This window comes from Salmonella sp. A29-2 (assembly GCF_020150755.1).
In the GTDB taxonomy this organism is placed as follows: Bacteria; Pseudomonadota; Gammaproteobacteria; order Enterobacterales; family Enterobacteriaceae; genus Salmonella; species Salmonella enterica.
Genome location: NZ_CP083731.1, coordinates 423,844 through 448,157, shown reverse-complemented (window position 1 = coordinate 448,157; position 24,314 = coordinate 423,844). Strand labels below are relative to the sequence as shown.

At 51.1% G+C, this 24,314-nt stretch carries 41 protein-coding genes; 2 read left to right on the top strand and 39 right to left on the bottom strand.

Annotation, left to right across the window (positions count from 1 at the left end; genetic code table 11):
- Nucleotides 1–9 precede the first annotated feature (9 nt).
- The 24 genes from rpsM to rpsJ all read right to left on the bottom strand — a co-directional run bounded on the left by rpsM (nucleotide 10) and on the right by rpsJ (nucleotide 11,164).
- Entirely contained in the window at nucleotides 10–366 is a 357-nt protein-coding gene (rpsM, locus tag K8W53_RS02110) for a 30S ribosomal protein S13 (RefSeq protein WP_000090780.1), read from the bottom strand.
- 146 nt (nucleotides 367–512) lie between these two features.
- Nucleotides 513–629 (bottom strand): 50S ribosomal protein L36, encoded by a 117-nt coding sequence (gene rpmJ / locus K8W53_RS02105; protein ID WP_000868187.1) that lies wholly within the window; start codon nucleotides 627–629, stop codon nucleotides 513–515.
- Nucleotides 630–660: 31 nt separating this feature from the next.
- On the bottom strand, nucleotides 661–1,992 hold the full coding sequence (gene secY, locus K8W53_RS02100) for a preprotein translocase subunit SecY (protein WP_001118864.1): 1,332 nt from the start codon (nucleotides 1,990–1,992) through the stop codon (nucleotides 661–663).
- A 7-nt stretch (nucleotides 1,993–1,999) separates the two neighbouring features.
- Entirely contained in the window at nucleotides 2,000–2,434 is a 435-nt protein-coding gene (gene rplO / locus K8W53_RS02095; RefSeq protein ID WP_001238917.1) for a 50S ribosomal protein L15, read from the bottom strand.
- 3 nt (nucleotides 2,435–2,437) lie between these two features.
- The gene (gene rpmD / locus K8W53_RS02090; protein ID WP_001140434.1) at nucleotides 2,438–2,617 is read right to left on the bottom strand and encodes a 50S ribosomal protein L30; all 180 of its coding nucleotides are present in this window, start codon (nucleotides 2,615–2,617) and stop codon (nucleotides 2,438–2,440) included.
- A gap of 3 nt (nucleotides 2,618–2,620) precedes the next feature.
- Nucleotides 2,621–3,124, bottom strand: a complete 504-nt coding sequence (gene rpsE / locus K8W53_RS02085; protein WP_000940121.1) for a 30S ribosomal protein S5 — start codon at nucleotides 3,122–3,124, stop codon at nucleotides 2,621–2,623.
- A 14-nt stretch (nucleotides 3,125–3,138) separates the two neighbouring features.
- On the bottom strand, nucleotides 3,139–3,492 hold the full coding sequence (gene rplR / locus K8W53_RS02080; protein ID WP_000358956.1) for a 50S ribosomal protein L18: 354 nt from the start codon (nucleotides 3,490–3,492) through the stop codon (nucleotides 3,139–3,141).
- A gap of 9 nt (nucleotides 3,493–3,501) precedes the next feature.
- Entirely contained in the window at nucleotides 3,502–4,035 is a 534-nt protein-coding gene (gene rplF, locus K8W53_RS02075) for a 50S ribosomal protein L6 (RefSeq protein WP_000091939.1), read from the bottom strand.
- Between the two features lie 12 nt (nucleotides 4,036–4,047).
- Entirely contained in the window at nucleotides 4,048–4,440 is a 393-nt protein-coding gene (gene rpsH, locus K8W53_RS02070; protein ID WP_000062611.1) for a 30S ribosomal protein S8, read from the bottom strand.
- 33 nt (nucleotides 4,441–4,473) lie between these two features.
- A complete protein-coding gene (gene rpsN, locus K8W53_RS02065; RefSeq protein ID WP_001118932.1) occupies nucleotides 4,474–4,779 on the bottom strand; it encodes a 30S ribosomal protein S14 in 306 nt (101 codons plus the stop codon).
- Between the two features lie 14 nt (nucleotides 4,780–4,793).
- Nucleotides 4,794–5,333 carry a 50S ribosomal protein L5 gene (gene rplE / locus K8W53_RS02060; protein ID WP_001096206.1) on the bottom strand — a complete coding sequence of 180 codons (540 nt, stop codon included), beginning with the start codon at nucleotides 5,331–5,333 and terminating at the stop codon, nucleotides 4,794–4,796.
- Between the two features lie 14 nt (nucleotides 5,334–5,347).
- Nucleotides 5,348–5,662: a 50S ribosomal protein L24 gene (gene rplX / locus K8W53_RS02055; RefSeq protein WP_000729185.1), complete on the bottom strand. Its 315-nt coding sequence runs from the start codon at nucleotides 5,660–5,662 to the stop codon at nucleotides 5,348–5,350.
- Between the two features lie 10 nt (nucleotides 5,663–5,672).
- A complete protein-coding gene (gene rplN / locus K8W53_RS02050) occupies nucleotides 5,673–6,044 on the bottom strand; it encodes a 50S ribosomal protein L14 (protein ID WP_000613954.1) in 372 nt (123 codons plus the stop codon).
- 163 nt (nucleotides 6,045–6,207) lie between these two features.
- Nucleotides 6,208–6,462 (bottom strand): 30S ribosomal protein S17, encoded by a 255-nt coding sequence (rpsQ, locus tag K8W53_RS02045; protein ID WP_000130101.1) that lies wholly within the window; start codon nucleotides 6,460–6,462, stop codon nucleotides 6,208–6,210.
- Nucleotides 6,462–6,653, bottom strand: a complete 192-nt coding sequence (rpmC, locus tag K8W53_RS02040; protein ID WP_000644742.1) for a 50S ribosomal protein L29 — start codon at nucleotides 6,651–6,653, stop codon at nucleotides 6,462–6,464. Before rpmC ends, rpsQ begins: the two co-directional genes overlap by 1 nt.
- Nucleotides 6,653–7,063 carry a 50S ribosomal protein L16 gene (rplP, locus tag K8W53_RS02035; protein WP_000941208.1) on the bottom strand — a complete coding sequence of 137 codons (411 nt, stop codon included), beginning with the start codon at nucleotides 7,061–7,063 and terminating at the stop codon, nucleotides 6,653–6,655. Before rplP ends, rpmC begins: the two co-directional genes overlap by 1 nt.
- 12 nt (nucleotides 7,064–7,075) lie before the next feature.
- Nucleotides 7,076–7,777: a 30S ribosomal protein S3 gene (gene rpsC, locus K8W53_RS02030; protein ID WP_000529945.1), complete on the bottom strand. Its 702-nt coding sequence runs from the start codon at nucleotides 7,775–7,777 to the stop codon at nucleotides 7,076–7,078.
- Nucleotides 7,778–7,794: 17 nt separating this feature from the next.
- Nucleotides 7,795–8,127 carry a 50S ribosomal protein L22 gene (gene rplV, locus K8W53_RS02025; RefSeq protein WP_000447529.1) on the bottom strand — a complete coding sequence of 111 codons (333 nt, stop codon included), beginning with the start codon at nucleotides 8,125–8,127 and terminating at the stop codon, nucleotides 7,795–7,797.
- Nucleotides 8,128–8,141: 14 nt separating this feature from the next.
- Nucleotides 8,142–8,420 carry a 30S ribosomal protein S19 gene (rpsS, locus tag K8W53_RS02020; RefSeq protein ID WP_001138115.1) on the bottom strand — a complete coding sequence of 93 codons (279 nt, stop codon included), beginning with the start codon at nucleotides 8,418–8,420 and terminating at the stop codon, nucleotides 8,142–8,144.
- 16 nt (nucleotides 8,421–8,436) lie between these two features.
- Nucleotides 8,437–9,258 (bottom strand): 50S ribosomal protein L2, encoded by an 822-nt coding sequence (rplB, locus tag K8W53_RS02015; protein WP_000301869.1) that lies wholly within the window; start codon nucleotides 9,256–9,258, stop codon nucleotides 8,437–8,439.
- Nucleotides 9,259–9,275: 17 nt separating this feature from the next.
- On the bottom strand, nucleotides 9,276–9,578 hold the full coding sequence (gene rplW, locus K8W53_RS02010; RefSeq protein ID WP_000617546.1) for a 50S ribosomal protein L23: 303 nt from the start codon (nucleotides 9,576–9,578) through the stop codon (nucleotides 9,276–9,278).
- On the bottom strand, nucleotides 9,575–10,180 hold the full coding sequence (gene rplD / locus K8W53_RS02005) for a 50S ribosomal protein L4 (protein WP_000424395.1): 606 nt from the start codon (nucleotides 10,178–10,180) through the stop codon (nucleotides 9,575–9,577). The genes rplW and rplD overlap by 4 nt, the downstream gene beginning before the upstream one ends.
- Nucleotides 10,181–10,190: 10 nt before the next feature.
- Nucleotides 10,191–10,820 (bottom strand): 50S ribosomal protein L3, encoded by a 630-nt coding sequence (gene rplC, locus K8W53_RS02000; protein WP_000579838.1) that lies wholly within the window; start codon nucleotides 10,818–10,820, stop codon nucleotides 10,191–10,193.
- 32 nt (nucleotides 10,821–10,852) lie between these two features.
- Nucleotides 10,853–11,164, bottom strand: a complete 312-nt coding sequence (rpsJ, locus tag K8W53_RS01995) for a 30S ribosomal protein S10 (protein WP_001181005.1) — start codon at nucleotides 11,162–11,164, stop codon at nucleotides 10,853–10,855.
- A 379-nt stretch (nucleotides 11,165–11,543) separates the two neighbouring features.
- Between rpsJ and hopD the strand changes: the two genes are divergently transcribed.
- A complete protein-coding gene (hopD, locus tag K8W53_RS01990) occupies nucleotides 11,544–12,011 on the top strand; it encodes a prepilin peptidase (protein ID WP_000495849.1) in 468 nt (155 codons plus the stop codon).
- Here hopD and bfr read toward each other — a convergent pair.
- The 11 genes from bfr to fkpA form a co-directional block, all read right to left on the bottom strand.
- Nucleotides 12,008–12,484, bottom strand: coding sequence for a bacterioferritin (gene bfr / locus K8W53_RS01985; protein WP_000675530.1), 477 nt, complete (start codon nucleotides 12,482–12,484; stop codon nucleotides 12,008–12,010). The two genes, hopD and bfr, sit on opposite strands and share 4 nt — an antisense overlap.
- A 72-nt stretch (nucleotides 12,485–12,556) precedes the next feature.
- Nucleotides 12,557–12,751 carry a bacterioferritin-associated ferredoxin gene (gene bfd / locus K8W53_RS01980; RefSeq protein WP_000289082.1) on the bottom strand — a complete coding sequence of 65 codons (195 nt, stop codon included), beginning with the start codon at nucleotides 12,749–12,751 and terminating at the stop codon, nucleotides 12,557–12,559.
- A gap of 184 nt (nucleotides 12,752–12,935) precedes the next feature.
- Complete coding sequence (gene tuf / locus K8W53_RS01975) at nucleotides 12,936–14,120, bottom strand: elongation factor Tu (RefSeq protein WP_000031748.1); 1,185 nt, start codon at nucleotides 14,118–14,120, stop codon at nucleotides 12,936–12,938.
- 71 nt (nucleotides 14,121–14,191) lie between these two features.
- Nucleotides 14,192–16,306, bottom strand: coding sequence for an elongation factor G (fusA, locus tag K8W53_RS01970; RefSeq protein WP_000124693.1), 2,115 nt, complete (start codon nucleotides 16,304–16,306; stop codon nucleotides 14,192–14,194).
- Between the two features lie 96 nt (nucleotides 16,307–16,402).
- Entirely contained in the window at nucleotides 16,403–16,873 is a 471-nt protein-coding gene (rpsG, locus tag K8W53_RS01965; protein ID WP_001138043.1) for a 30S ribosomal protein S7, read from the bottom strand.
- Between the two features lie 95 nt (nucleotides 16,874–16,968).
- Nucleotides 16,969–17,343, bottom strand: a complete 375-nt coding sequence (gene rpsL / locus K8W53_RS01960) for a 30S ribosomal protein S12 (protein ID WP_000246815.1) — start codon at nucleotides 17,341–17,343, stop codon at nucleotides 16,969–16,971.
- 125 nt (nucleotides 17,344–17,468) lie between these two features.
- Complete coding sequence (tusB, locus tag K8W53_RS01955) at nucleotides 17,469–17,756, bottom strand: sulfurtransferase complex subunit TusB (RefSeq protein WP_000903398.1); 288 nt, start codon at nucleotides 17,754–17,756, stop codon at nucleotides 17,469–17,471.
- A gap of 7 nt (nucleotides 17,757–17,763) precedes the next feature.
- Nucleotides 17,764–18,120 carry a sulfurtransferase complex subunit TusC gene (gene tusC, locus K8W53_RS01950; protein ID WP_000820705.1) on the bottom strand — a complete coding sequence of 119 codons (357 nt, stop codon included), beginning with the start codon at nucleotides 18,118–18,120 and terminating at the stop codon, nucleotides 17,764–17,766.
- Entirely contained in the window at nucleotides 18,120–18,506 is a 387-nt protein-coding gene (gene tusD, locus K8W53_RS01945; protein WP_001268010.1) for a sulfurtransferase complex subunit TusD, read from the bottom strand. The genes tusC and tusD overlap by 1 nt, the downstream gene beginning before the upstream one ends.
- Complete coding sequence (locus K8W53_RS01940; protein WP_000091471.1) at nucleotides 18,506–19,228, bottom strand: transcriptional regulator; 723 nt, start codon at nucleotides 19,226–19,228, stop codon at nucleotides 18,506–18,508. Before K8W53_RS01940 ends, tusD begins: the two co-directional genes overlap by 1 nt.
- Nucleotides 19,229–19,504: 276 nt before the next feature.
- Nucleotides 19,505–20,323 carry an FKBP-type peptidyl-prolyl cis-trans isomerase gene (fkpA, locus tag K8W53_RS01935; protein WP_000838225.1) on the bottom strand — a complete coding sequence of 273 codons (819 nt, stop codon included), beginning with the start codon at nucleotides 20,321–20,323 and terminating at the stop codon, nucleotides 19,505–19,507.
- A 219-nt stretch (nucleotides 20,324–20,542) separates the two neighbouring features.
- On the opposite strand from fkpA, the gene K8W53_RS01930 reads away from it, so the two are divergent.
- Entirely contained in the window at nucleotides 20,543–20,761 is a 219-nt protein-coding gene (locus tag K8W53_RS01930; RefSeq protein WP_001152701.1) for a protein SlyX, read from the top strand.
- A 188-nt stretch (nucleotides 20,762–20,949) separates the two neighbouring features.
- Here the strand turns inward: K8W53_RS01930 and slyD are convergent, their stop codons facing one another.
- From slyD to kefG, 4 genes are all read right to left on the bottom strand, one after another.
- Nucleotides 20,950–21,540, bottom strand: a complete 591-nt coding sequence (gene slyD / locus K8W53_RS01925; protein ID WP_000861341.1) for a peptidylprolyl isomerase — start codon at nucleotides 21,538–21,540, stop codon at nucleotides 20,950–20,952.
- A gap of 94 nt (nucleotides 21,541–21,634) precedes the next feature.
- The gene (locus tag K8W53_RS01920; protein ID WP_001007735.1) at nucleotides 21,635–21,835 is read right to left on the bottom strand and encodes a YheV family putative zinc ribbon protein; all 201 of its coding nucleotides are present in this window, start codon (nucleotides 21,833–21,835) and stop codon (nucleotides 21,635–21,637) included.
- A 9-nt stretch (nucleotides 21,836–21,844) separates the two neighbouring features.
- Nucleotides 21,845–23,650, bottom strand: coding sequence for a glutathione-regulated potassium-efflux system protein KefB (gene kefB, locus K8W53_RS01915; RefSeq protein ID WP_000398133.1), 1,806 nt, complete (start codon nucleotides 23,648–23,650; stop codon nucleotides 21,845–21,847).
- Nucleotides 23,650–24,201, bottom strand: coding sequence for a glutathione-regulated potassium-efflux system ancillary protein KefG (gene kefG / locus K8W53_RS01910; protein ID WP_000081820.1), 552 nt, complete (start codon nucleotides 24,199–24,201; stop codon nucleotides 23,650–23,652). The genes kefB and kefG overlap by 1 nt, the downstream gene beginning before the upstream one ends.
- Nucleotides 24,202–24,314: the final 113 nt, after the last annotated feature.

The following is a 24,314-nucleotide window of genomic DNA, read 5'->3' as shown; positions in this document are numbered from 1 at the left end:
TCACCCCGATTATTTCTTGATCGGTTTGCGCGGACCCTTACGGGTACGAGCGTTGGTCTTGGTACGCTGACCGCGAACCGGGAGACCACGACGATGACGCAAACCGCGATAGCAACCAAGATCCATCAGGCGCTTGATGCTCATGCTGATTTCACGGCGCAGATCACCTTCAACGACAAATTTGGCAACTTCGTCACGCAGCGTGTCGATTTGTTCTTCAGACAGCTCACTGATCTTAACATTTTCAGCGATACCCGCTGCAGCCAGGATGGCTTTAGAACGGGTCTTGCCGACACCGTAGATCGAAGTTAACGCGATCACGGCGTGTTTCTGATCAGGAATGTTAATGCCTGCTATACGGGCCACTATGCACTCCTACTATTTAATATGTACGTACCATGCTGAAAAGCCCGTTTTCAGGATACTCAAATGGAAACGTACAGACATACAAAAGATTGGCTGGCTAATCTAGCCAGCTCAACCCAACTTTGCAAGAAAAATATGCGAAAAAATCAGCCTTGGCGCTGTTTATGCTTCGGCTCGGCACTGCAAATCACACGGATGACACCATCACGCTTAACGATTTTGCAGTTACGGCATAATTTCTTGACGGAAGCACGAACTTTCATTTTTACTCTCCGTAACTTCTCAGGCGACCAATTAACGGCCGTAGCCTTTCAGGTTCGCCTTCTTCAATGCAGACTCATACTGACTGGACATCATCAGAGTTTGCACTTGAGCCATAAAGTCCATAATCACGACAACAACGATAAGCAGTGAGGTCCCACCGAAGTAGAACGGCACTTTCATTGCATCACGCATGAACTCCGGGATCAGGCAGATAAAGGTAATATACAGCGCACCAACCAGGGTCAGGCGGGTCATTACTTTATCGATATACTTCGCCGTTTGCTCTCCCGGACGAATTCCTGGTACAAATGCACCGGACTTCTTCAGGTTATCTGCTGTTTCACGCGGGTTGAAAACCAACGCCGTGTAGAAGAAACAGAAGAAGATGATTGCAGACGCATAGAGTAACACATAAAGCGGTTGCCCAGGCTGCAAATACAGCGAAATTGTTGTCAGCCAGTTCCAACCAGTACCGCCCCCGAACCATGACGCGATGGTCGCCGGGAACAGAATAATACTGGAAGCGAAGATTGCCGGGATTACCCCCGCCATATTCACTTTCAGCGGTAAATGTGTGCTCTGTGCAGCATAGACACGACGACCTTGCTGACGTTTGGCGTAGTTTACCACAATACGGCGTTGACCACGTTCAACGAATACTACAAAGAACGTCACTGCAAATACTAATACTGCAACCAACAGCAACACGAGGAAGTGCAGGTCGCCTTGACGCGCTTGCTCGATAGTATGGGCAATGGCTGGCGGGAGTCCCGCAACGATACCAGCGAAGATGATGATTGAGATACCGTTACCGATACCGCGCTCAGTAATCTGTTCGCCGAGCCACATCAGGAACATGGTTCCTGTAACCAGACTTACAACAGCGGTGAAATAGAATGCAAAGCCTGGATTCATCACCAGGCCCTGCATACCAGGCATATTCGGCAAACCGGTAGCAATACCGATCGACTGGAATATCGCCAGCACCAGAGTACCGTAACGGGTGTACTGGCTGATCTTACGACGACCAGACTCCCCTTCTTTCTTAATTTCTGCCAGCGTTGGATGAACCACCGTCAACAGCTGGATAATGATCGACGCCGAAATATACGGCATGATCCCCAGGGCAAAGATAGAAGCACGGCTGAGAGCACCACCAGAGAACATGTTAAACATTTCAATGATGGTGCCTCGCTGTTGCTCAAGCAGTTTGGCAAGTACAGCGGCATCAATACCAGGGATCGGAATAAAAGAGCCAATACGGAACACAATCAGCGCGCCGATAACAAACAGCAGTCTGCGTTTCAGCTCACCTAAGCCACCTTTGGCACTTTGAAAATCTAATCCCGGTTGTTTAGCCATCTGCTACTTATTCCTCGATTTTACCGCCAGCAGCTTCGATAGCAGCACGAGCGCCTTTAGTAACACGCAGGCCACGAACAGTTACCGGAGTAGTGACTTCGCCAGCCAGGATCACTTTCGCGAACTCGATCTGGATACCGATAATGTTTGCCGCTTTCAGCGTGTTCAGGTCTACAACGCCGCCTTCTACTTTCGCCAGGTCAGACAGACGAACTTCGGCTGTAATCGCTGCTTTGCGAGAAGTGAAGCCGAATTTCGGCAGACGACGGTACAGAGGCATCTGACCACCCTCGAAACCGCGACGTACGCCACCGCCAGAACGAGACTTCTGACCTTTGTGACCACGACCACCGGTTTTACCGAGGCCAGAACCGATACCACGACCCAGGCGTTTACCCGCCTTTTTGGAGCCTTCGGCCGGAGACAGAGTATTTAAACGCATCTCTTACTCCTCAACTTTAACCATGAAGGAAACCGCGTTGACCATACCACGAACAGCAGGAGTATCCTCGCGCTCTACGGTGTGGCCAATACGACGCAGACCCAGGCCAAGCAGCGTTGCCTTGTGTTTCGGCAGACGACCGATTGCACTGCGGGTTTGAGTAATTTTAATAGTCTTTGCCATGGTTTATTTCCCCAGAATTTCTTCAACGGATTTACCACGCTTGGCAGCGACCATTTCTGGAGAATTCATATTTTCCAGGCCATCAATAGTTGCACGAACCACGTTGATCGGGTTGGTGGAACCGTATGCTTTAGCCAGAACGTTATGAACCCCAGCAACTTCCAGAACGGCGCGCATTGCACCACCGGCGATGATACCGGTACCTTCGGAAGCTGGCTGCATGAATACACGAGACCCCGTGTGAACACCTTTAACCGGGTGCTGCAGGGTGCCGTTGTTCAGCGCGACGTTAATCATATTGCGACGGGCTTTTTCCATCGCTTTCTGGATCGCTGCTGGAACTTCACGCGCTTTACCGTAACCAAAACCTACGCGACCGTTACCATCGCCTACTACAGTCAGAGCTGTGAAGGAGAAAATACGACCACCTTTAACGGTTTTAGATACGCGGTTTACCGCGATCAGCTTTTCCTGCAGTTCGCCAGCTTGTTTTTCGATGTGAGCCATCTTACACCTCTACCTTAGAACTGAAGGCCAGCTTCACGGGCAGCATCTGCCAGTGCCTGGACACGACCATGATATTGGAACCCGGAACGGTCAAAGGACACATCTTTGATGCCTTTTTCCAGAGCGCGTTCAGCGACAGCTTTACCCACAGCTGCAGCCGCGTCTTTGTTACCGGTGTACTTCAGTTGTTCAGCGATAGCTTTTTCTACAGTAGAAGCAGCTACCAGAACTTCAGAACCGTTCGGTGCAATTACCTGTGCGTAAATATGACGCGGGGTACGATGTACCACCAGGCGAGTTGCGCCCAGCTCTTTGAGCTTGCGGCGTGCGCGGGTCGCACGACGGATACGAGCAGATTTCTTATCCATAGTGTTACCTTACTTCTTCTTAGCCTCTTTGGTACGCACGACTTCGTCGGCGTAACGAACACCCTTGCCTTTGTAAGGCTCAGGACGACGGTAGGCGCGCAGATCTGCTGCAACCTGACCGATCACCTGCTTATCAGCGCCTTTCAGCACGATTTCAGTTTGAGTCGGACATTCAGCAGTAATACCTGCCGGCAGCTGATGGTCAACCGGGTGAGAGAAACCTAAAGACAGGTTTACTACATTCCCTTTAACCGCTGCACGATAACCTACACCAACCAGCTGCAGCTTCTTAGTGAAGCCTTCGGTAACACCGATAACCATTGAGTTCAGCAGGGCACGCGCGGTACCAGCCTGTGCCCAACCGTCTGCGTAACCATCACGCGGACCGAAGGTCAGTGCATTATCTGCATGTTTAACTTCAACAGCATCGTTGAGAGTACGAGTCAGCTCGCCGTTTTTACCTTTGATCGTAATAACCTGACCGTTGATTTTGACATCAACGCCGGCAGGAACAACGACCGGTGCTTTAGCAACACGAGACATTTTTTCCTCCGATTAGGCTACGTAGCAGATAATTTCGCCACCAAGACCAGCCTGGCGCGCTGCACGATCAGTCATAACACCTTTAGAGGTAGAAACAACTGCGATACCCAGACCGGCCATAACTTTCGGCAGCTCATCTTTACGTTTGTAGATGCGCAGACCTGGGCGGCTGACACGCTGAATGCTTTCTACAACAGCTTTACCCTGGAAATACTTAAGAGTCAGTTCCAGTTCCGGCTTGGTGTCGCCTTCAACTTTAAAATCTTCAATAAAACCTTCTTCCTTCAGCACGTTGGCAATTGCCACTTTCAGCTTGGAGGAAGGCATGGTGACCGCAGCTTTGTTCGCGGCCTGACCGTTACGGATACGGGTCAGCATATCCGCGATCGGATCTTGCATGCTCATCTGTCTTTACTCCCGTGATTCAATTGGTGACAATTACCAGCTAGCCTTTTTCAGACCCGGAATTTCACCGCGCATAGCGGCTTCACGGACCTTAATACGGCTCAACCCGAACTTCCGCAGGAAAGCGTGCGGACGACCAGTTTGACGGCAGCGGTTACGCTGACGTGACGGGCTGGAATCACGCGGCAGAGTCTGCAGCTTAAGAACCGCATTCCAACGATCTTCGTCGGTTGCGTTCACATCAGAGATGATCGCTTTCAGTTCAGCGCGTTTCGCGAAGTATTTATCAGCTAAAGCTACGCGTTTTACTTCGCGTGCTTTCATTGATTGCTTAGCCATTTAGTAACCCTACCTTACTTGCGGAACGGGAAGTCAAAGGCAGCCAGCAGAGCACGGCCTTCTTCGTCAGATTTCGCAGTAGTGGTAATGGTAATATCCAAACCACGAACGCGGTCGACTTTATCGTAGTCGATTTCTGGGAAGATGATCTGCTCACGGACACCCATGCTGTAGTTACCACGACCGTCGAATGACTTAGCGGACAAGCCACGGAAGTCACGGATACGAGGAACAGCAATAGTGATCAGGCGCTCAAAGAACTCCCACATGCGTTCGCCACGCAGAGTTACTTTACAGCCGATCGGATAGCCCTGACGGATTTTGAAGCCTGCAACAGATTTGCGTGCTTTGGTGATCAACGGTTTTTGACCGGAGATTGCTGTCAGGTCTGCTGCTGCGTTATCCAGCAGTTTCTTGTCAGCGATCGCTTCACCAACACCCATGTTCAGGGTGATCTTCTCGACCCGAGGGACTTGCATGACAGAATTGTAGTTAAACTCAGTCATGAGTTTGTTAACTACTTCGTCTTTGTAGTAATCATGCAGTTTCGCCATCGTACTACTCCAAATTACTTGATAGTTTCGCTGTTAGACTTGAAGAAACGGACTTTTTTGCCGTCTTCGAATCTAAAGCCTACACGGTCAGCCTTGCCGGTTGCCGCATTGAAGATTGCAACGTTAGAAACCTGAATTGCAGCTTCTTTTTCAACGATGCCGCCCGGTTGGTTCAGAGCCGGAACCGGCTTCTGGTGTTTCTTAACCAGGTTGATACCTTCAACAATGACCTTGCCGGAAGACAGGACATTCTTAACTTTACCGCGTTTACCTTTATCTTTACCGGTTAACACGATAACTTCGTCATCACGACGGATTTTCGCTGCCATGATTCGCTCCTTAGAGTACTTCTGGTGCCAGAGAGATAATTTTCATGAACTTCTCGTTACGAAGTTCACGAGTTACCGGCCCAAAAATACGCGTACCGATAGGCTGCTCGCTGTTATTGTTTAAAATAACGCATGCATTACCATCGAAGCGAATGACAGAACCGTCCGGGCGACGAACACCCTTCTTGGTGCGCACCACTACCGCCTTCAGCACATCACCTTTTTTGACCTTACCACGCGGAATCGCTTCTTTGATGGTGATCTTAATGATGTCGCCTACGCCTGCGTAGCGACGGTGCGAGCCACCCAGAACCTTGATACACATTACGCGACGTGCACCGGAGTTGTCGGCGACGTTCAGCATAGTCTGTTCTTGGATCATTTTAGTGCTCCGCTAATGTCAACTACTACTGAGACCCGAAAATCAGGTCGTTAAAAAAACCCCATATCGAGGGCGCGGCATTATAACACCGCAAATCAGATATGGGTAGAAAAAATAAACGGCCCATCGCTGAGCCGTTTATTCGTTGAGAATGCGTACTGTATTACAGAACCGCTTTCTCTACAACGCGAACCAGAGTCCAGGATTTGGTCTTGGACAGCGGACGGCATTCGCGGATTTCAACCACGTCGCCGATACCGCATTCGTTGTTCTCGTCATGTACGTGCATTTTGGTCGTACGCTTGATGAATTTACCGTAGATCGGGTGTTTCACAAAACGTTCGATAGCAACAACAATGGATTTCTCCATTTTGTCGCTAACCACGCGACCTTGCAGAGTACGGATTTTATCGGTCATTACGCACCCGCCTTCTCAGTCAGTAAAGTCTTAACGCGTGCGACATCACGACGCACTTGCTTCAACAGGTGAGACTGTTGCAGCTGGCCACTTGCAGCCTGCATACGCAGGTTGAACTGCTCACGCAGCAGGTTCAGTAGCTCGGTGTTCAGCTCTTCAACGCTCTTCTCACGCAGCTCTTTTGCTTTCATTACATCACCGTCTTAGTTACAAAGGTGGTTTTAATCGGCAGTTTCGCTGCTGCCAGCTTGAATGCTTCACGGGCCAGCTCTTCCGGTACGCCGTCCATTTCATACAGGACTTTACCCGGCTGAATCAAGGCAACCCAATACTCCACGTTACCTTTACCTTTACCCATACGCACTGCCAGCGGCTTTTCAGTGATCGGTTTGTCCGGGAATACACGGATCCAGATCTTACCTTGACGCTTAACTGCACGGGTCATAGCACGACGTGCTGCTTCGATCTGACGGGCAGTCAGACGACCACGGCCAACAGCTTTCAGGCCGAAGCTGCCGAAGCTAACATCCGCGCCTGCAGCCAGACCACGGTTGCGGCCTTTGTGCATTTTACGGAATTTTGTACGCTTTGGTTGTAACATCAGCGACGCTCCTTATTTACGGCCTTTACGCTGCTGCTTTTTCGGTTGAGCAGCCGGTTTTTCCGGTTGTTCAACAGCAGCCATACCACCCAGGATCTCGCCTTTGAAGATCCACACTTTAACGCCGATTACACCATAAGTGGTGTGCGCTTCAGAGGTGTTGTAGTCGATGTCAGCACGCAGAGTGTGCAGCGGTACGCGACCTTCGCGGTACCATTCGGTACGTGCGATTTCCGCGCCGCCCAGACGGCCGCTAACTTCAACTTTGATACCTTTAGCGCCCAGACGCATGGCGTTCTGTACAGCACGCTTCATCGCACGACGGAACATAACGCGACGTTCCAGCTGAGAAGTGATGCTGTCAGCAACCAGTTTAGCGTCCAGTTCAGGTTTACGAACTTCGGCGATGTTGATCTGTGCAGGAACGCCAGCGATATCCGCTACGACCTTACGCAGTTTTTCTACGTCTTCACCTTTTTTACCGATAACGATACCCGGGCGAGCGGTGTGAATGGTCACACGGATGCTCTTAGCCGGACGCTCGATAACGATACGAGATACAGACGCTTTAGCCAGTTCCTTCGTCAGGTACTGACGTACTTTAAAATCGCTGTCCAGGTTGTCAGCGAATTCTTTGGTGTTCGCAAACCAGGTAGAGTTCCATGGTTTTACAATACCCAGGCGAATACCATTAGGATGTACTTTCTGACCCATTGCTAGTCTCCAGAGTCTCAGCGATCGGACACAACCACAGTGATGTGGCTGGTGCGCTTCAGGATGCGATCTGCACGACCTTTTGCACGCGGCATAATGCGCTTCATGCTCGGGCCTTCGTCTACGAAAATTTTCGTAACTTTCAGATCGTCAATGTCAGCGCCATCGTTGTGTTCAGCGTTAGCAATGGCAGATTCCAGAACTTTCTTGACCAGTACAGCCGCTTTCTTGTTGGTGTAGGTCAGAATATCCAGAGCCTGCGACACTTTCTTACCGCGAATCAGGTCAGCAACAAGGCGAACCTTCTGAGCAGAAGAACGAGCATGGCGATGTTTAGCGATAGTTTCCATCTCTTCCTCCTACCTTATTTCTTCTTCGCTTTTTTATCAGCAGCGTGGCCGCGATAAGTACGAGTCGGTGCGAATTCACCCAGTTTGTGACCGACCATTTCGTCGGAAACAAATACCGGAACGTGCTGACGACCATTATGGACAGCGATGGTCAAACCGATCATGTTAGGAAAGATCGTTGAACGACGGGACCAGGTGCGCAGGGGCTTCTTGTCTCCGCTTTCCACCGCTTTCTCTACCTTCTTCAGCAAGTGCAGGTCAATAAAAGGACCTTTCTTGAGAGAACGTGGCATGGCTTATCCTCTAAAATTATTTGCTACGGCGACGTACGATGAATTTATCAGTACGCTTGTTGCTGCGGGTCTTCTTACCTTTGGTCTGAACGCCCCACGGAGTTACCGGGTGCTTACCAAAGTTACGACCTTCACCACCACCATGTGGGTGGTCTACTGGGTTCATCGCAGTACCGCGAACGGTAGGACGAACGCCACGCCAGCGTGCAGCACCTGCTTTACCCAGAACGCGCAGCATATGCTCAGCATTGCCAACTTCGCCCAGGGTTGCACGGCAGTCTGCTTCGACTTTACGCATTTCACCAGAACGCAGACGCAGGGTGACATAAGCGCCATCGCGAGCAACGATCTGAACGTAAGTACCAGCGGAACGTGCCAGCTGACCGCCTTTACCAGGTTTCATTTCTACGTTATGAACGGTAGAACCAACCGGGATATTGCGCATCGGCAGGGTGTTGCCTGCTTTGATTGCAGCATCAACGCCAGACTGAATCTGGTCGCCAGCTTTCAGGCCTTTCGGGGCCAGGATGTAACGGCGTTCGCCGTCTTTGTACAGAACCAGCGCGATGTTCGCGGAACGGTTCGGATCGTACTCAAGACGTTCAACAACTGCCGGGATACCGTCTTTGTTGCGTTTGAAGTCAACAATACGATAAGCCTGTTTGTGACCACCACCGATATGACGAGTGGTGATACGGCCATTGTTGTTACGACCACCGGATTTGCTGTTTTTTTCAACCAGCGGAGCAAAAGGTTTGCCCTTGTGCAGCTCTGGGTTGACCACTTTAACGACGTGGCGACGACCCGGAGATGTCGGTTTACATTTAACAACTGCCATTGTATTACTCCTCCGACTTACTCAGCGCCGCCGACGAAGTCCAGATTCTGGCCTTCTTTCAGGGTGACGTAAGCTTTTTTCCAGTCGCTACGACGACCGATACGCTGTCCGTGACGTTTAACTTTCCCTTTAACGACCAGGGTGTTAACGACTTCGACTTCGACTTCAAACAGTTTCTGCACAGCAGCTTTGATTTCTGCTTTGGTCGCGTCTTTAGCAACTTTGAGAACGATGGTGTTGGTTTTTTCCATCGCAGTAGACGCTTTTTCAGAAACGTGCGGTGCGCGCAGCACCTTCAGCAGACGTTCTTCACGAATCATGCCAGCATCTCCTCAACTTGCTTAACAGCATCAGCAGTCATTACGACTTTGTCGAAGGCGATCAGGCTAACCGGGTCGATACCAGTCGCATCGCGTACGTCAACCTTGTGCAGGTTACGTGCGGCCAGGAACAGGTTCTCGTCCAGCTCACCGGTGATGATCAGCACATCTTCCAGAGCCATGTCTTTCAGTTTCTGTGCCAGCAGCTTAGTTTTCGGCGCTTCTACAGAGAACTTCTCGACAACGATCAGACGATCCTGACGTACCAGTTCGGACAGGATGCTTTTCAGCGCGCCGCGGTACATCTTCTTGTTAACTTTTTGACTGTGGTCCTGCGGACGAGCAGCGAAGGTCACGCCACCGGAACGCCAGATCGGGCTCTTGATAGAACCTGAACGCGCACGGCCAGTGCCTTTCTGGCGCCACGGTTTTTTACCGGAACCAGTTACTTCAGCACGAGTCTTCTGAGCACGAGTACCCTGACGAGCACCAGCTGCATAAGCAACAACAACCTGGTGAACCAGCGCTTCGTTGAAATCACGACCGAAGGTAGTTTCGGAAACAGTCAGCGCGCTCTGCGCGTCTTTCAATACTAATTCCATTGCTATCCCCTTACGCCTTCACAGCTGGTTTAACGATCAGGTCGCAACCGGTTGCACCCGGAACACCACCCTTAACCAGCAGCAGGTTGCGCTCAGCGTCAACGCGTACTACGTCAAGGCTCTGAACGGTTACGCGCTCATTACCCATCTGACCTGCCATTTTCTTGCCTTTGAACACTTTGCCCGGAGTCTGGTTCTGACCGATAGAACCCGGAACGCGGTGAGACAAGGAGTTACCGTGAGTAGCGTCCTGGGTACGGAAGTTCCAGCGCTTAACGGTACCAGCGAAACCTTTACCTTTAGAGGTACCGGTTACGTCAACTTTTTTAACGTCAGCAAACAGTTCAACGCTGATGCTCTGACCTACGGTGTATTCTTCGCCTTCAGCCAGACGGAATTCCCACAGACCACGGCCAGCTTCTACGCCAGCTTTAGCAAAGTGACCCGCTTCCGGCTTGGTGACACGGTTAGCTTTTTTAGCACCCGTAGTAACCTGAACAGCGCGGTAGCCATCGTTAGCCAGGTCTTTAACCTGAGTAACACGGTTTGCTTCAACTTCGATTACGGTTACTGGGATAGAGACGCCATCTTCAGTGAAGATGCGGGTCATACCCACTTTTTTACCGACTAAACCAATCATTGTATCAACCTCTCAATCGCTCGATGACCTGATTAACCCAGGCTGATCTGCACGTCTACACCGGCAGCCAGGTCCAGACGCATCAGAGCATCAACGGTTTTCTCGGTTGGCTCAACGATGTCAACCAGACGCTTGTGAGTGCGAATTTCGTACTGATCGCGCGCATCTTTGTTAACGTGCGGAGAGATCAGAACGGTAAAGCGCTCTTTGCGGGTCGGCAGCGGGATCGGACCGCGAACCTGCGCACCAGTGCGCTTGGCAGTCTCGACGATTTCCGCGGTTGATTGATCGATCAGACGATGATCAAACGCTTTCAGGCGGATACGGATTCTTTGGTTCTGCATGAGACCAGAGCTCCAATTATTTTATAAACGAAAATGATTACTCCTCACACCCATTACGATTGATGGGAGAGTGTAACCGTTCTTACGTAGCTCCCCGATTGGGAGCATTGTTAAATAGCCAAATCGGCTATTCGAGGTTCAAATCGAACCTGCCGTCAATTACGACAAGCCCGCGCATTATACGTAAATCTCAGCCTGACGCAAGTGTCGAATAGAAATTAAGCGCTTTATTCTTATGCGAGCACGATTCCAGATGGTACGCATGGGTTGGTAACGCGCATCTTTTCTTTGGAAGGCATCAGGCAAACCTGGCAATACGTCGTTGTCGCTGTCGCATAAATCTATAAAGGTGAGCACAAGCCTTGACGAGGATTTGCTTATGTTTGTTGCCCTCCCCTTTCTCATTTTTTATGCGTCGTTCTCTTTATTACTTGGCATATACGACGCGCGTACCGGACTGCTGCCTGACCGGTTTACCTGTCCATTACTGTGGGGTGGTCTGCTTTATCACCAGATTTGCCTGCCGGAGCGTTTACCGGATGCGCTTTGGGGTGCTATCGCCGGCTATGGTGGATTCGCGTTAATTTACTGGGGCTATCGCCTGCGTTATCAGAAAGAGGGGCTTGGATATGGCGACGTCAAGTACCTTGCTGCCTTAGGGGCGTGGCATTGTTGGGAAACACTGCCGTTACTGGTTTTCCTTGCCGCCATGTTGGCCTGTGGCAGGTTTGGCGTCGCGCTACTGGTGAGAGGTAAATCGGCATTAATAAACCCGCTACCTTTTGGGCCATGGCTGGCGGTGGCGGGTTTCATAACAGGTTGGAAAGTTTTCTTTCCAGACGGTTAATCGGTCACCTTAATTTGTGATTGCAGATAATTTTGCATACCAAGTTTGGCAATCAAATCCAGCTCAGTTTCCAGCCAGTCGATGTGGCCTTCCTCGTCGGCAAGAATTTCAATCATCATATCCCGGCTGACATAATCATGAACGCTATCAGCATAGGCTATTGCCTCACGTAGATCTTTTGCGCCTTCCAGTTCGAGTCGGAGATCCGATCGTAGCATCTCTTCGACATCTTCACCGATGCCCAGCTTGCCCAGATCCTGTAGGTTCGGTATGCCTTCCAGAAATAAAATACGCTCAATATACTTATCGGCGTGTTTCATCTCATCAATGGATTCATGGTACTCAACATCATTAAGCCGGGTCAGGCCCCAGTTTTTGAACATACGGGCATGAAGAAAATACTGATTAATTGCGACAAGCTCATTTCCCAATAGTTTATTGAGATAATTTATGATTTTAACATCACCTTTCATTTTATAGTCCCTCCGCTTCCACTCTCTAGAGCGTAGATGGGGCTACAGGGATGTCAAAAAAAAGAGTGTGACTCAGGCGATCTCTTTAAATTCCGGCATTTGCGTTAACTCATCCTGCATCACTTCTCGCGCGGCGCGAATACACTTACCACATTGATTTCCCACAGGAATAAATTTACGCAACTGTTGAAATGACTGCGGATGAAATTGTCGTACAGCCTGGCGGATTTTTTTATCGCTTATACCATTACACAAACAAACGTACATGATCGCTCCCGTTCAATTTCCGCACAAAGTGTAAATGAGAATGGTTATGATTACAATAGCACAAAGCGATTTACGCCACGGGAGAAGCGTTAAAAAAGGCAAATAAATATAACAGCGGCTAAATAGCAGGCAACAAAAAGGGCGCCGAAGCGCCCTCTTCAATTCAAAACTAATTAACGAGTAATTAGCCCAGAACTTTAGCAACAACGCCCGCGCCAACGGTACGGCCGCCTTCACGGATTGCGAAACGCAGACCGTCGTCCATTGCGATCGGGTGGATCAGGGTAACAACCATTTTGATGTTGTCGCCCGGCATTACCATCTCTACGCCTTCCGGCAGTTCGATGGTACCAGTCACGTCAGTAGTACGGAAGTAGAACTGCGGACGGTAGCCTTTGAAGAACGGAGTATGACGGCCGCCTTCATCTTTGGACAGAATGTACACTTCAGATTCGAACTTGGTGTGCGGCTTGATGGTGCCCGGCTTAGCCAGTACCTGACCACGTTCGATTTCTTCACGTTTGATACCACGCAGCAGAACACCTACGTTCTCACCAGCACGGCCTTCGTCCAGCAGTTTGCGGAACATTTCAACGCCAGTACAGGTAGACTTCTGAGTCTCTTTGATACCAACGATTTCAACTTCTTCACCCACTTTGATGATACCGCGCTCTACACGACCGGTAACAACGGTACCACGACCGGAGATGGAGAATACGTCTTCGATCGGCAGCAGGAACGGCTTGTCAATCGCACGCTCTGGTTCCGGAATGTAAGAATCCAGGAAGCCAGCCAGTTCGATGATTTTCGCTTCCCACTCTGCGTCGCCTTCCAGCGCTTTCAGAGCAGAACCACGAACGATCGGCGTGTCGTCGCCCGGGAAGTCGTACTGAGACAGAAGTTCACGAACTTCCATTTCAACCAGTTCCAGCAGCTCTTCGTCATCAACCATGTCGCATTTGTTCAGGAACACGATGATGTACGGAACGCCTACCTGACGACCCAGCAGGATGTGCTCACGGGTCTGCGGCATCGGGCCGTCAGTCGCAGCAACAACCAGGATCGCGCCGTCCATCTGCGCAGCACCGGTGATCATGTTTTTAACATAGTCGGCGTGCCCCGGGCAGTCTACGTGTGCGTAGTGGCGGGTCGGGGTATCGTATTCAACGTGAGAAGTGTTGATGGTGATACCACGCGCTTTTTCTTCCGGAGCGTTATCGATCTGGTCGAATGCACGAGCAGCACCGCCGTAGGTTTTAGCCAGTACGGTGGTGATTGCAGCGGTCAGGGTAGTTTTACCGTGGTCAACGTGGCCGATGGTGCCGACGTTAACGTGCGGTTTTGTACGTTCAAATTTTTCTTTAGACACGGCTATATTCCTTACTATAGCGCTCTCCCCTTCAGGAGAGAGCACGGGATTTTGGTTTTTAACCCTGCGGCTTATTTACCACGGGCTTCGATTACGGCCTGAGCAACGTTGTTCGGCGCATCATCATACTTCAGGAATTCCATAGTGTACGATGCGCGACCTTTGGTCAGAGAACGCAGCTGAGTTGCATATCCGAACATTTCAGACAGCGGTACTTCAGCGTGGATCTTAACGCCTGTAACTTCAGATTCCTGACCTTTGAGCATACCACGACGGCGGCTAAGGTCGCCGATAACGTCACCGGTATTCTCTTCAGGTGTTTCTACTTCAACCTTCATGATCGGCTCAAGCAGAACTGGTTTTGCTTTCTTAAAGCCTTCTTTAAAGGCGATAGACGCAGCCAGTTTAAACGCCAGCTCAGAGGAGTCAACGTCATGGTAAGAACCGAAGTGCAGACGCACGCCGAGATCAACTACCGGATAACCCGCCAGCGGGCCAGACTTCAGCTGCTCCTGGATGCCTTTATCAACGGCCGGGATGTATTCGCCAGGAATTACACCACCTTTGATGTCGTTGATGAACTCGTAACCTTTCGGGTTAGAGCCCGGCTCCAGCGGGTACATGTCGATAACAACATGACCATACTGACCGCGACCACCAGACTGTTTCGCGTGTTTACCTTCGATGTCGGTAACTTTCGCGCGAATCGCTTCGCGGTAAGCAACCTGAGGTTTACCCACGTTAGCTTCAACGTTGAATTCACGCTTCATACGGTCAACGATGATATCCAGGTGAAGTTCACCCATACCAGCGATGATGGTCTGGTTAGATTCTTCATCAGTCCATACGCGGAATGACGGGTCTTCTTTCGCCAGACGGCCCAGAGCCAGACCCATTTTTTCCTGGTCAGCTTTGGTTTTCGGTTCTACCGCGATGGAGATTACCGGCTCAGGGAATTCCATACGTTCCAGAATGATCGGGTTTTCCGGATCACACAGGGTGTCACCGGTAGTCACGTCTTTCAGGCCGATAGCAGCCGCGATGTCGCCCGCGCGAACTTCTTTGATCTCTTCACGTTTGTTGGCGTGCATCTGAACGATACGACCGAAACGCTCACGTGCGGTTTTCACGGAGTTCAGTACGGTATCACCAGAGTTAACCACACCGGAGTACACACGGAAGAAGGTCAGGTTACCCACAAACGGGTCGGTAGCGATTTTGAACGCCAGCGCAGAGAACGGCTCGTCGTCGCTTGCGTGACGCTCAGCCGGAGTATCTTTACCGTCGTCCAGAATACCGTTGATCGCAGGTACGTCTACCGGGGATGGCAGGTAATCAATTACCGCATCCAGCATCGCCTGAACACCTTTGTTCTTAAATGCAGAACCACAGGTTACCAGGATGATTTCGTTGTTCAGAACGCGCTGACGCAGAGCTTGTTTGATCTCTTCTTCAGTCAGTTCTTCACCACCCAGGTATTTTTCCATCAGCTCTTCAGAAGCTTCTGCGGCGGACTCGATCAGGTTCTGGTGCCATTCGTTAGCCAGGTCCTGCATGTCAGCCGGGATATCTTCGTATTCGAAGGTAACGCCCTGGTCGGCATCGTTCCAGTTGATGGCTTTCATTTTCACCAGGTCAACAACGCCGGTGAAACCTTCTTCAGCACCAATTGCCAGCTGCAGCGGAACCGGGTTCGCGCCCAGACGGGTTTTGATCTGACCAACAACTTTCAGGAAGTTCGCGCCCATGCGGTCCATTTTGTTAACGAACGCAATGCGCGGAACTTTGTATTTGTTTGCCTGACGCCATACGGTTTCAGACTGCGGCTGAACACCACCAACTGCGCAGTAAACCATTACCGCACCATCGAGAACACGCATGGAACGTTCTACTTCGATAGTGAAGTCAACGTGCCCCGGGGTGTCGATGATGTTGATGCGATGCGGTTCATACTGCTTAGCCATACCAGACCAGAATGCAGTAGTCGCTGCGGAGGTGATAGTAATACCACGCTCCTGCTCCTGCTCCATCCAGTCCATGGTAGCTGCGCCGTCATGAACTTCACCGATTTTGTGGTTTACACCGGTGTAGAACAGAATACGTTCGGTAGTAGTGGTTTTACCGGCGTCGATGTGCGCACTGATACCGATATTACGGTAGCGTGCGATGGGTGTTGTACGAGCCATTTGATTCCTCGTTGATATCTTTAGGCGTTCAGTTAAGTTATCCAAAACGGGCGACTTACCTGAAGCGCCCGCCTGGTGACTATGACTCCGAAGGGATTACCAACGGTAGTGTGCGAACGCCTTGTTGGCTTCTGCCATACGGTGAACGTCTTCACGTTTCTTAACTGCAGTACCTTTGTTTTCTGCAGCGTCAGAAAGTTCGTTCGCCAGGCGCAGAGCCATGGATTTATCACCGCGTTTACGAGCAGCTTCTACGATCCAACGCATTGCCAGAGCATTACGACGGACCGGACGGACTTCAACTGGTACCTGATAAGTAGAACCACCTACACGGCGGGATTTAACTTCTACAGTCGGGCGAACGTTTTCGAGAGCGACTTCGAAAGCTTCCAGTTCAGATTTACCAGAACGCTGAGCCAGGGTCTCCAGCGCGCTGTATACGATTGATTCTGCAGTAGATTTTTTACCATCTACCATCAGGATATTGACAAATTTAGCCAGCAGTTCTGATCCGAACTTCGGATCCGGCAGAATTTTACGCTGACCAATGACGCGACGACGTGGCATGGAAATACTCCGTTGTTAATTCAGGATTGTCCAAAACTCTACGAGTTTAGTTTGACATTAATTTAAAACGTTTGGCCTTACTTAACGGAGAACCATTAAGCCTTAGGACGCTTCACGCCGTACTTAGAACGAGCTTGCTTACGGTCTTTAACGCCGGAGCAGTCAAGCGCGCCACGAACGGTGTGGTAACGAACACCCGGGAGGTCTTTAACACGACCGCCACGGATCAGGATCACGGAGTGCTCCTGCAGGTTGTGACCTTCACCACCGATGTAGGAAGTCACTTCAAAACCGTTAGTCAGACGAACACGGCAAACTTTACGCAGTGCGGAGTTCGGTTTTTTAGGAGTGGTAGTATATACACGAGTACATACGCCACGTTTTTGCGGGCATGCTTCCAGCGCAGGCACGTTGCTTTTCGCAACTTTGCGAGCACGTGGTTTGCGTACCAGCTGGTTAACTGTTGCCATTAAATAGCTCCTGGTTTTAGCTTTTGCTTCGTAAACACGTAATAAAACGCCCTCACACAATATGAGGACGCCGAATTTTAGGGCGGTGTCGAAAAGGTGTCAAGAAATATACAACGATCCCGCCATCACCAGGCCATCTGGTTGGCATACTTAACCGTGAGTCTGACAAACTCAGTATAGTCAACCCTGACGACACTGTCTGAAATTTGACCACCCAGGCCGCGGGCGTCAATGTCTTCTTTCAAGGCATAGACCGTTATGGGGGCATCGCGCAGACTTTCAAGGAAGCGGTTACCTTCAATCGCGACGGTAACGCCATCCTGGAGCAACAAAAGCGCATCGCCCTCTTTTAGCAGGCGCAGCAAAGCGGGAAAATCAACGCCCGAGGCGCAATGAGGTAAGGTATGCAGCATAAACGCCTCAGAATCTCAGGATGACATCATAGTTGCCAAGCTCGCGGCGTAACGCCACGGGTTCCAGCGGCGTGGCGTCTACCACAAAATTAACGTTCTCCAGACCACGCTCGCGCAGCGATGCCGCGCAGATCCAGCATTGATCAATATCGTACAAATCAAAGAGCTTGAAAGTAGCAATATAGTCACGCGCCAGCACAGCGTCTGGTTTTTGTCCCGGTAATAACTGAAAGACGCCGTCGCTGATAAAAAAGACGCCCAACGCTTCCGTTAGCGCTGACGTCGCCAGCAGCGCATCCAGTCCTTCACGGCCTGAGGCGCTGCCGTGCGGCGCGGTGGAAAAGACAAATGCAATACGTTTCATTAAAACTGCACCACCCGATCGCAGGTGAGAGATGCCTCCGCCAGCGCGCCCAGGCCGCTTAGCGTAAAGCCCGGCTGAAGATTGGCGGACGGCAACGCCAGTCTGCCGGCTTCAGTTTCATCAATAATACCGCGACGAAGCGCCGCCGCCACACAGATGTTCAGCGCTACGCCATGCTGCGTATTCAATTTCTGCCAGGCGCGTACCAGATCATATTCATCGCTCGCCGGCGAGGTCAGGAGATTGGCGTTATAGACCCCTTCCCGATAGAAAAAGACGCTGGCTAACTCATGCCCCTCATTGAGCAGCGCGTGGGCGAACTGCAATGCGCTGCTGGCCTGCTGGGTGCCATATGCCGGCCCGGTGACCATAATGGCATAACGCATTATTTATCCTGCCCCTGAAAATCGCCGCTTTTGAACTGGCGAATATAGAGGTAAACCGTGTGCTTTGAGATATTCAGACGATCGGCTACCTGATTAATGGCGTCTTTAATATCGAAAATGCCTTTTTCGTACAGGTTAAGGACGATCTGACGATTTTTCGCGTTGTTAGAGACATTACGATCGGCATTCACTTCTTCGATCGTGAACTCCAGCGTCTGGGTGACTAAATCTTCGACTGAGGAGGCAAAATTAACCGCTGAGCCGACTTCCGGCGTTTCCGGCGGAATAAAGGTATTCATAATCTGTGAAAATGGCACATCAAGATTCATGTTGATGCACAGTAGACCAATGACGCGCTGCTCGCGGTTGCGAATGGCAATCGTCAACGACTTCATCAAGACACCGCTTTTCGCGCGCGTGAAATAGCATTTCGACACGCTACTGTCCGCCCCTGTCATGTCGTGCAGCATGCGCAACGCCAGGTCGGTAATCGGCGAGCCAATTTTACGGCCCGTATGTTCGCCATTGGCAATACGAATGGCAGAACATTTTAGATCCTGCAAAGAGTGCAATACGATTTCACAATGGGAACCTATAAGCATCGCTAACCCGTCCACTACCGCTTCGTAGGATTTCAGAATATCGAAGTCGGTTTGCTCGAAGGGACGCTGATCCAGCAAATCAAGTTCACTGGTTTCGTTGGTTAAAAGCGACCTGGACATGAAAAAAAACACTCCTTTTCAGGAGCCTGTCGTTATGTTTTCAGGGCAGGCTCATTATTTACGCGGATGATTAAATTAATACAGTGAGGGTTCATCTTTCCAGTACTAATTTGCTCGTCTATTTCAGACTACGTGTGCGTTGGCGGTCATTCAGCCTACGGTCTCGCCCTTAACGACCAGCGCAAGCGCCGTTATCCGCAAATCAAATTATGGTGAGTAATATATCCAGCCTGAATAAAAAAAACCGCCGCTATTACAAGCGGCGGCTCTCAGTTTTTATTTTTTAGCAGCATCTGCGGCTTTAGCGTCAGCCGCATCGGCAGGTTTAGCATCCGCTTTCGGCGCTGGTTTGATATCCAGCAGCTCTACGTCGAATACCAGGGTGGAGTTCGCCGGGATACCCGGAACGCCCGTTTTACCGTAGGCCAGCGCCGGTGGGATAACCAGTTTGATCTTGCCGCCTTTCTTAATATTTTTCAGGCCTTCAGTCCAGCCAGGGATAACGCCGTCCAGACGGAAGGAGAGCGGTTCGCCGCGCGTGTAAGAGTTATCAAACTCTTTACCGTCGATCAGCGTACCTTTGTAGTTCACCACAACGGTATCGCTATCTTTCGGCGCCTCGCCTGTGCCTTCTTTCTCTACTTTGTAAAGCAGACCGGTAGAGGAGGTTTTCACGCCTTTCTCTTTAGCAAAAGCGTCGCGGAACGTTTTACCTTTTGCTTCGTTATCGGCAGCGTCTTTTTCCATCTTCGCCTGAGCAGCGCTCTTCACGCGTGCTTCAAACGTCTGCAGCGTTTGCTCAATTTCCTGATCGGACAATTTGCTCTTATCGGCAAAGGCATCCTGAACGCCGGCAATCAACTGATCTTTATCCAGTTTGATGCCTAACTTTTCCTGCTCTTTAAGCGAATTTTCCATGTAACGACCCAGCGAGGCGCCCAGCGCATAAGCCGCTTTTTGATCGTCGTTTTTAAATGCTGCTTTGCTATCAGCGGTAGCTGCCGGTTTCGCCGCATCAGCAGCAAAAGTGATCGGTGCGTGCATAGCAACGGCCATCGTCGTTGCCAGCAGCGTGGCTTTAAACAGTGATTTCATCCATATCTCCAGGGCCGGGGCATCTCGCCCCATGTTAACTTACGTAAGAAGCGTACTATAAATCGTTGCAGAACAAATCAACATACAAACACGCCCTATTATCACTTCTTTTCAGACTCTTTTTGTTTAAATTAGTTTCGTAGTGCGCGTAATGGTTGCTGTGAAAGCCGGTAAAGTTAAGTAGAATCCGCCGACGGAGACAACATAAAGAGGTACATCATGCAGGATATCACGATGGAGGCTCGTCTGGCTGAACTGGAAAGCCGTCTGGCGTTCCAGGAGATTACCATAGAAGAACTAAACCTGACGGTAACCGCACATGAAATGGAGATGGCGAAGCTGCGCGATCATCTGCGTTTGCTCACGGAAAAGTTAAAAGCCAGTCAGCCGTCAAATATCGCCTCTCAGGCAGAAGAAACGCCGCCGCCGCATTATTGAGACGAAAAAAAAGCGGGGTTAACCCGCTTTTTTTGTGCCCGATGATTTATCGAACCAATGATAATACCCTAAGGATTTCGAGTCACGGCAAGGCGGCAAGCTTGAAAATTCCCCGGGAGCATAGATAACTATGTGACCGGGGTTTGAAAGCGTAGCCAACACCGCGGTGGCTTGAAAGACGACGGGGATTAATGGCAACCGCAGCCGCCTTTACCACCACCGCCGCAGCAGCCTTCGCCGCCGTGCTCGTGACCATGGTCATGACCATGACCGCCACAGCAGCCGTCTTCACCGTGATCGTGGTGGTGATCGTGCGCGCCGTGAACATGACCGTGAGCCAGCTCTTCTTCAGTCGCTTCACGAATCGCAACAACTTCTACGTTAAATTTCAGATTCTGGCCAGCCAGCATGTGGTTACCATCAACCACAACGTGATCGTCTTCCACTTCGGTAATTTCTACCGGTACCGGGCCCTGGTCGGTTTCCGCCAGGAAACGCATCCCTACCTGCAGTTCATCAACGCCCATAAAGACGTCTTTAGGCACACGCTGCACCAGATTTTCGTCATACTGGCCGTAAGCGTCGTTCGCGCCAACAGCGACATCAAATTTGTCGCCAACTTCATGGCCTTCCAGCGCCGTTTCCAGGCCAGAGATCAGAGAGCCGTGGCCGTGCAGGTAATCCAGCGGCGCACTCACCGGAGACTCATCAACCAACACACCGTCTTCTGTACGTACCTGATAGGCCAGGCTGACCACCAGGTCTTTTGCTACTTTCATGATATCTCCTGAGCATGGGAAGAATAGTGGCGCAGATTGTAGCGGAATTCTGCAGCCGTGTACCCCTTAGCTTAAAAAAACCTGCGGCATATCGCTAGTCCGGATGAAAAATCCCGATCACTTGCTCTTCTTTGCGAACATGCTCGCGAACGTCTTTATCCGCTTCCCGCATTTGATGCCCGCACTTAACGCATTCAACAATATCGACATTATTTTCACGCCACATCGCCATTGTATCCTGCGCCTGACAGGCCGGACATTTCGCGCCTGCAATAAAACGTTTACGGATTGCCATTGTTTACCCCTACTCAAATTCATCCCAGCCATCCAACTGGCGCCGTTCCTGTTGCATTTCGCGCTGAAAAATCTCCTCCAGTTCGCGTCGGGCCTCTCTGGCGCGCGAAATCTGTACCATGTCGCTATGCTCCGGGATCAGCTCCCGCAACATTCGCATATCCAGCCGACGAAAATGCAACTGCGCGCGTTGCGCCTGATGCGGATGCATACCTAACGACACCAGAGTTTTACGTCCCAATTCCAGCGCGCTGGAAAACGTTTCACGGGAAAACTGCGTGACGCCAGCCTGTAATAACTCATGGGCCTCCACACGTCCACGCGCTCGCGCAAGAATATGCAGATGAGGAAAATGCTGCTGACACAGCGCCACCAGCTTCATCGTGTCTTCCGGTTCATTACACGTGATGACTATCGACTCCGCCGCTTCCGCGCCCGCAGAACGCAGCAGCTCGACTTGTGTAGCGTCGCCGTAATACACTTTATAACCATATTTGCGCATCAGATTAACGGCGCCGATATCGCGTTCCAGCACGGTGATACGCATCTTATTCGCCATCAATAAGCGAGCGATCACCTGACCAAAACGGCCAAAGCCGACGACAATCACCTGGGGCTTATCATCCTCAACCCACGGCTTTTCATCATTCTCTTCCGGGCCATTAAGGCGGCGCGATAACCACTTATCAATCCCTTTCATCAGTAGCGGCGTGGTCATCATTGATAACGTGACAGTCACCAATAATAACGCCATCTGATCGCCCTGAAACAGGCGCTGAGAAGAGGCGGTAGAAAAGAGCACAAAAGCGAACTCGCCCCCCTGACTCAGCACGCTGGCAAACTGCATCCGTTCAGAACTTCTTATTCCATATAACCGCGCCAGCAGATACAGCGTCAGCATTTTTATGACGACCAGAATAACAACGCTCGCCGCCACCCACAGTAAATGGGTATAAAGTACGCCGAGATTTAGCGACATACCGACGGAGATAAAGAACAGCCCAAGCAGTAAACCTTTAAAGGGATCGATAGCATTTTCCAGCTCATGCCGGTATTCGCTCTCTGCCAGTAAAACGCCGGCAATGAAGGTTCCCAGGGCCATCGACAGTCCCAGCGCATCCATAAATAAGGCGGCGCTCAACACCAGCAACAGCGTCGCGGCAGTGAAGACCTCCCGCACGCCGGACGCAGCAATAAAACGAAATACCGGGCGCAACAGGTAGCGGCCGCCAATCAACATTACCGCGAAGGCCAATACCTTCATTGCCACTTTAAACCAGTCGAAATGCTCGTCGGCCGATCCCGCCAATAAAGGCACCAACGCCAGTGCGGGGATCACCGCTAAATCCTGAAACAGTAAGACGGAAAACCCTAACTGCCCGGACTCGCTACGATTCATGCCTTTCTCGCGCATCAGTTGTAGCGCCATCGCCGTCGAAGACATCGCCAGGCCAATCCCGCCGACGACCGCCGCCTGCCATAAGAAATCAGCAAGCATCAATAATCCCGCCAGCACCGCCGCGCTTAACAGCACCTGAGCAGCGCCGACGCCGAAGATAGAGCGCCGCAGTTGCCAAAGCCGGGACGGATTGAGTTCGAGACCAATGATAAACATCAGAAACACGACGCCCAGTTCGGAAAAGTGCAGGATCTCGTCAACGTCGCTGATAAATCCCAGCCCCCACGGACCAATCGCAATCCCCGCCAGCAGATAACCTAGCACCGCGCCGATGCCCAGCCTCGCGGCCAGCGGCACCGCCGCTACCGCCGCGAAGAGGAACAACACTCCCGCGGTCAATAAATCAGCACCTTCCATCAATAGCCTCCCGCGCTCACAGGATTCGCCAGCCACTCGCCATAGGCTTTCGCGTGACTGGCCAGCGTCTGCGGCGACTGGCGGCGCGCCCAGTACACAATAATGGGCGGCATCCAGTGCATCCGGCACATGGCCGCGGTCAGTTCAAAAGGGCGGAGTACATCGCTCATTGGATAGCGGTTTAACGCGTCATACCGGTAAGCGCTCTCCGGCTCGCCGGTCGTAATCACGCTACGCCAGTACTTTCCCACCAGTTGGTTTCCCCCTGGTCCGCTGGCGAACCCCCGACTCAAAACGCGATCAAGCCATTCTTTCAGTAAAGCCGGACAGCTATAGGTGTAAAGGGGATGCTGAAAAACAATGACGTCGTGCTCACGTAACAGGGCTTGTTCATAGGGCGTGTCGATAAAAAAATCAGGATAGCGCGCATAAAGATCGTGCACGGTTACGTTATTGTGCTGTATGGCCGGTTTAAGCAGTACCCGGTTAGCAACCGAGTCCTGAGATTCCGGATGGGCATACAACAGCAAGACTTTCGCTGGCTGAGACATCAATCCCCCTCCCGGTTGTTTTGGGTCGATACATGCCATTCTTCAGGCCGCTTCTACGTTGATAGCGTTTGTTCAACTCAGAAACGTACTCTATGTCCGCCGCTGGGGATTAA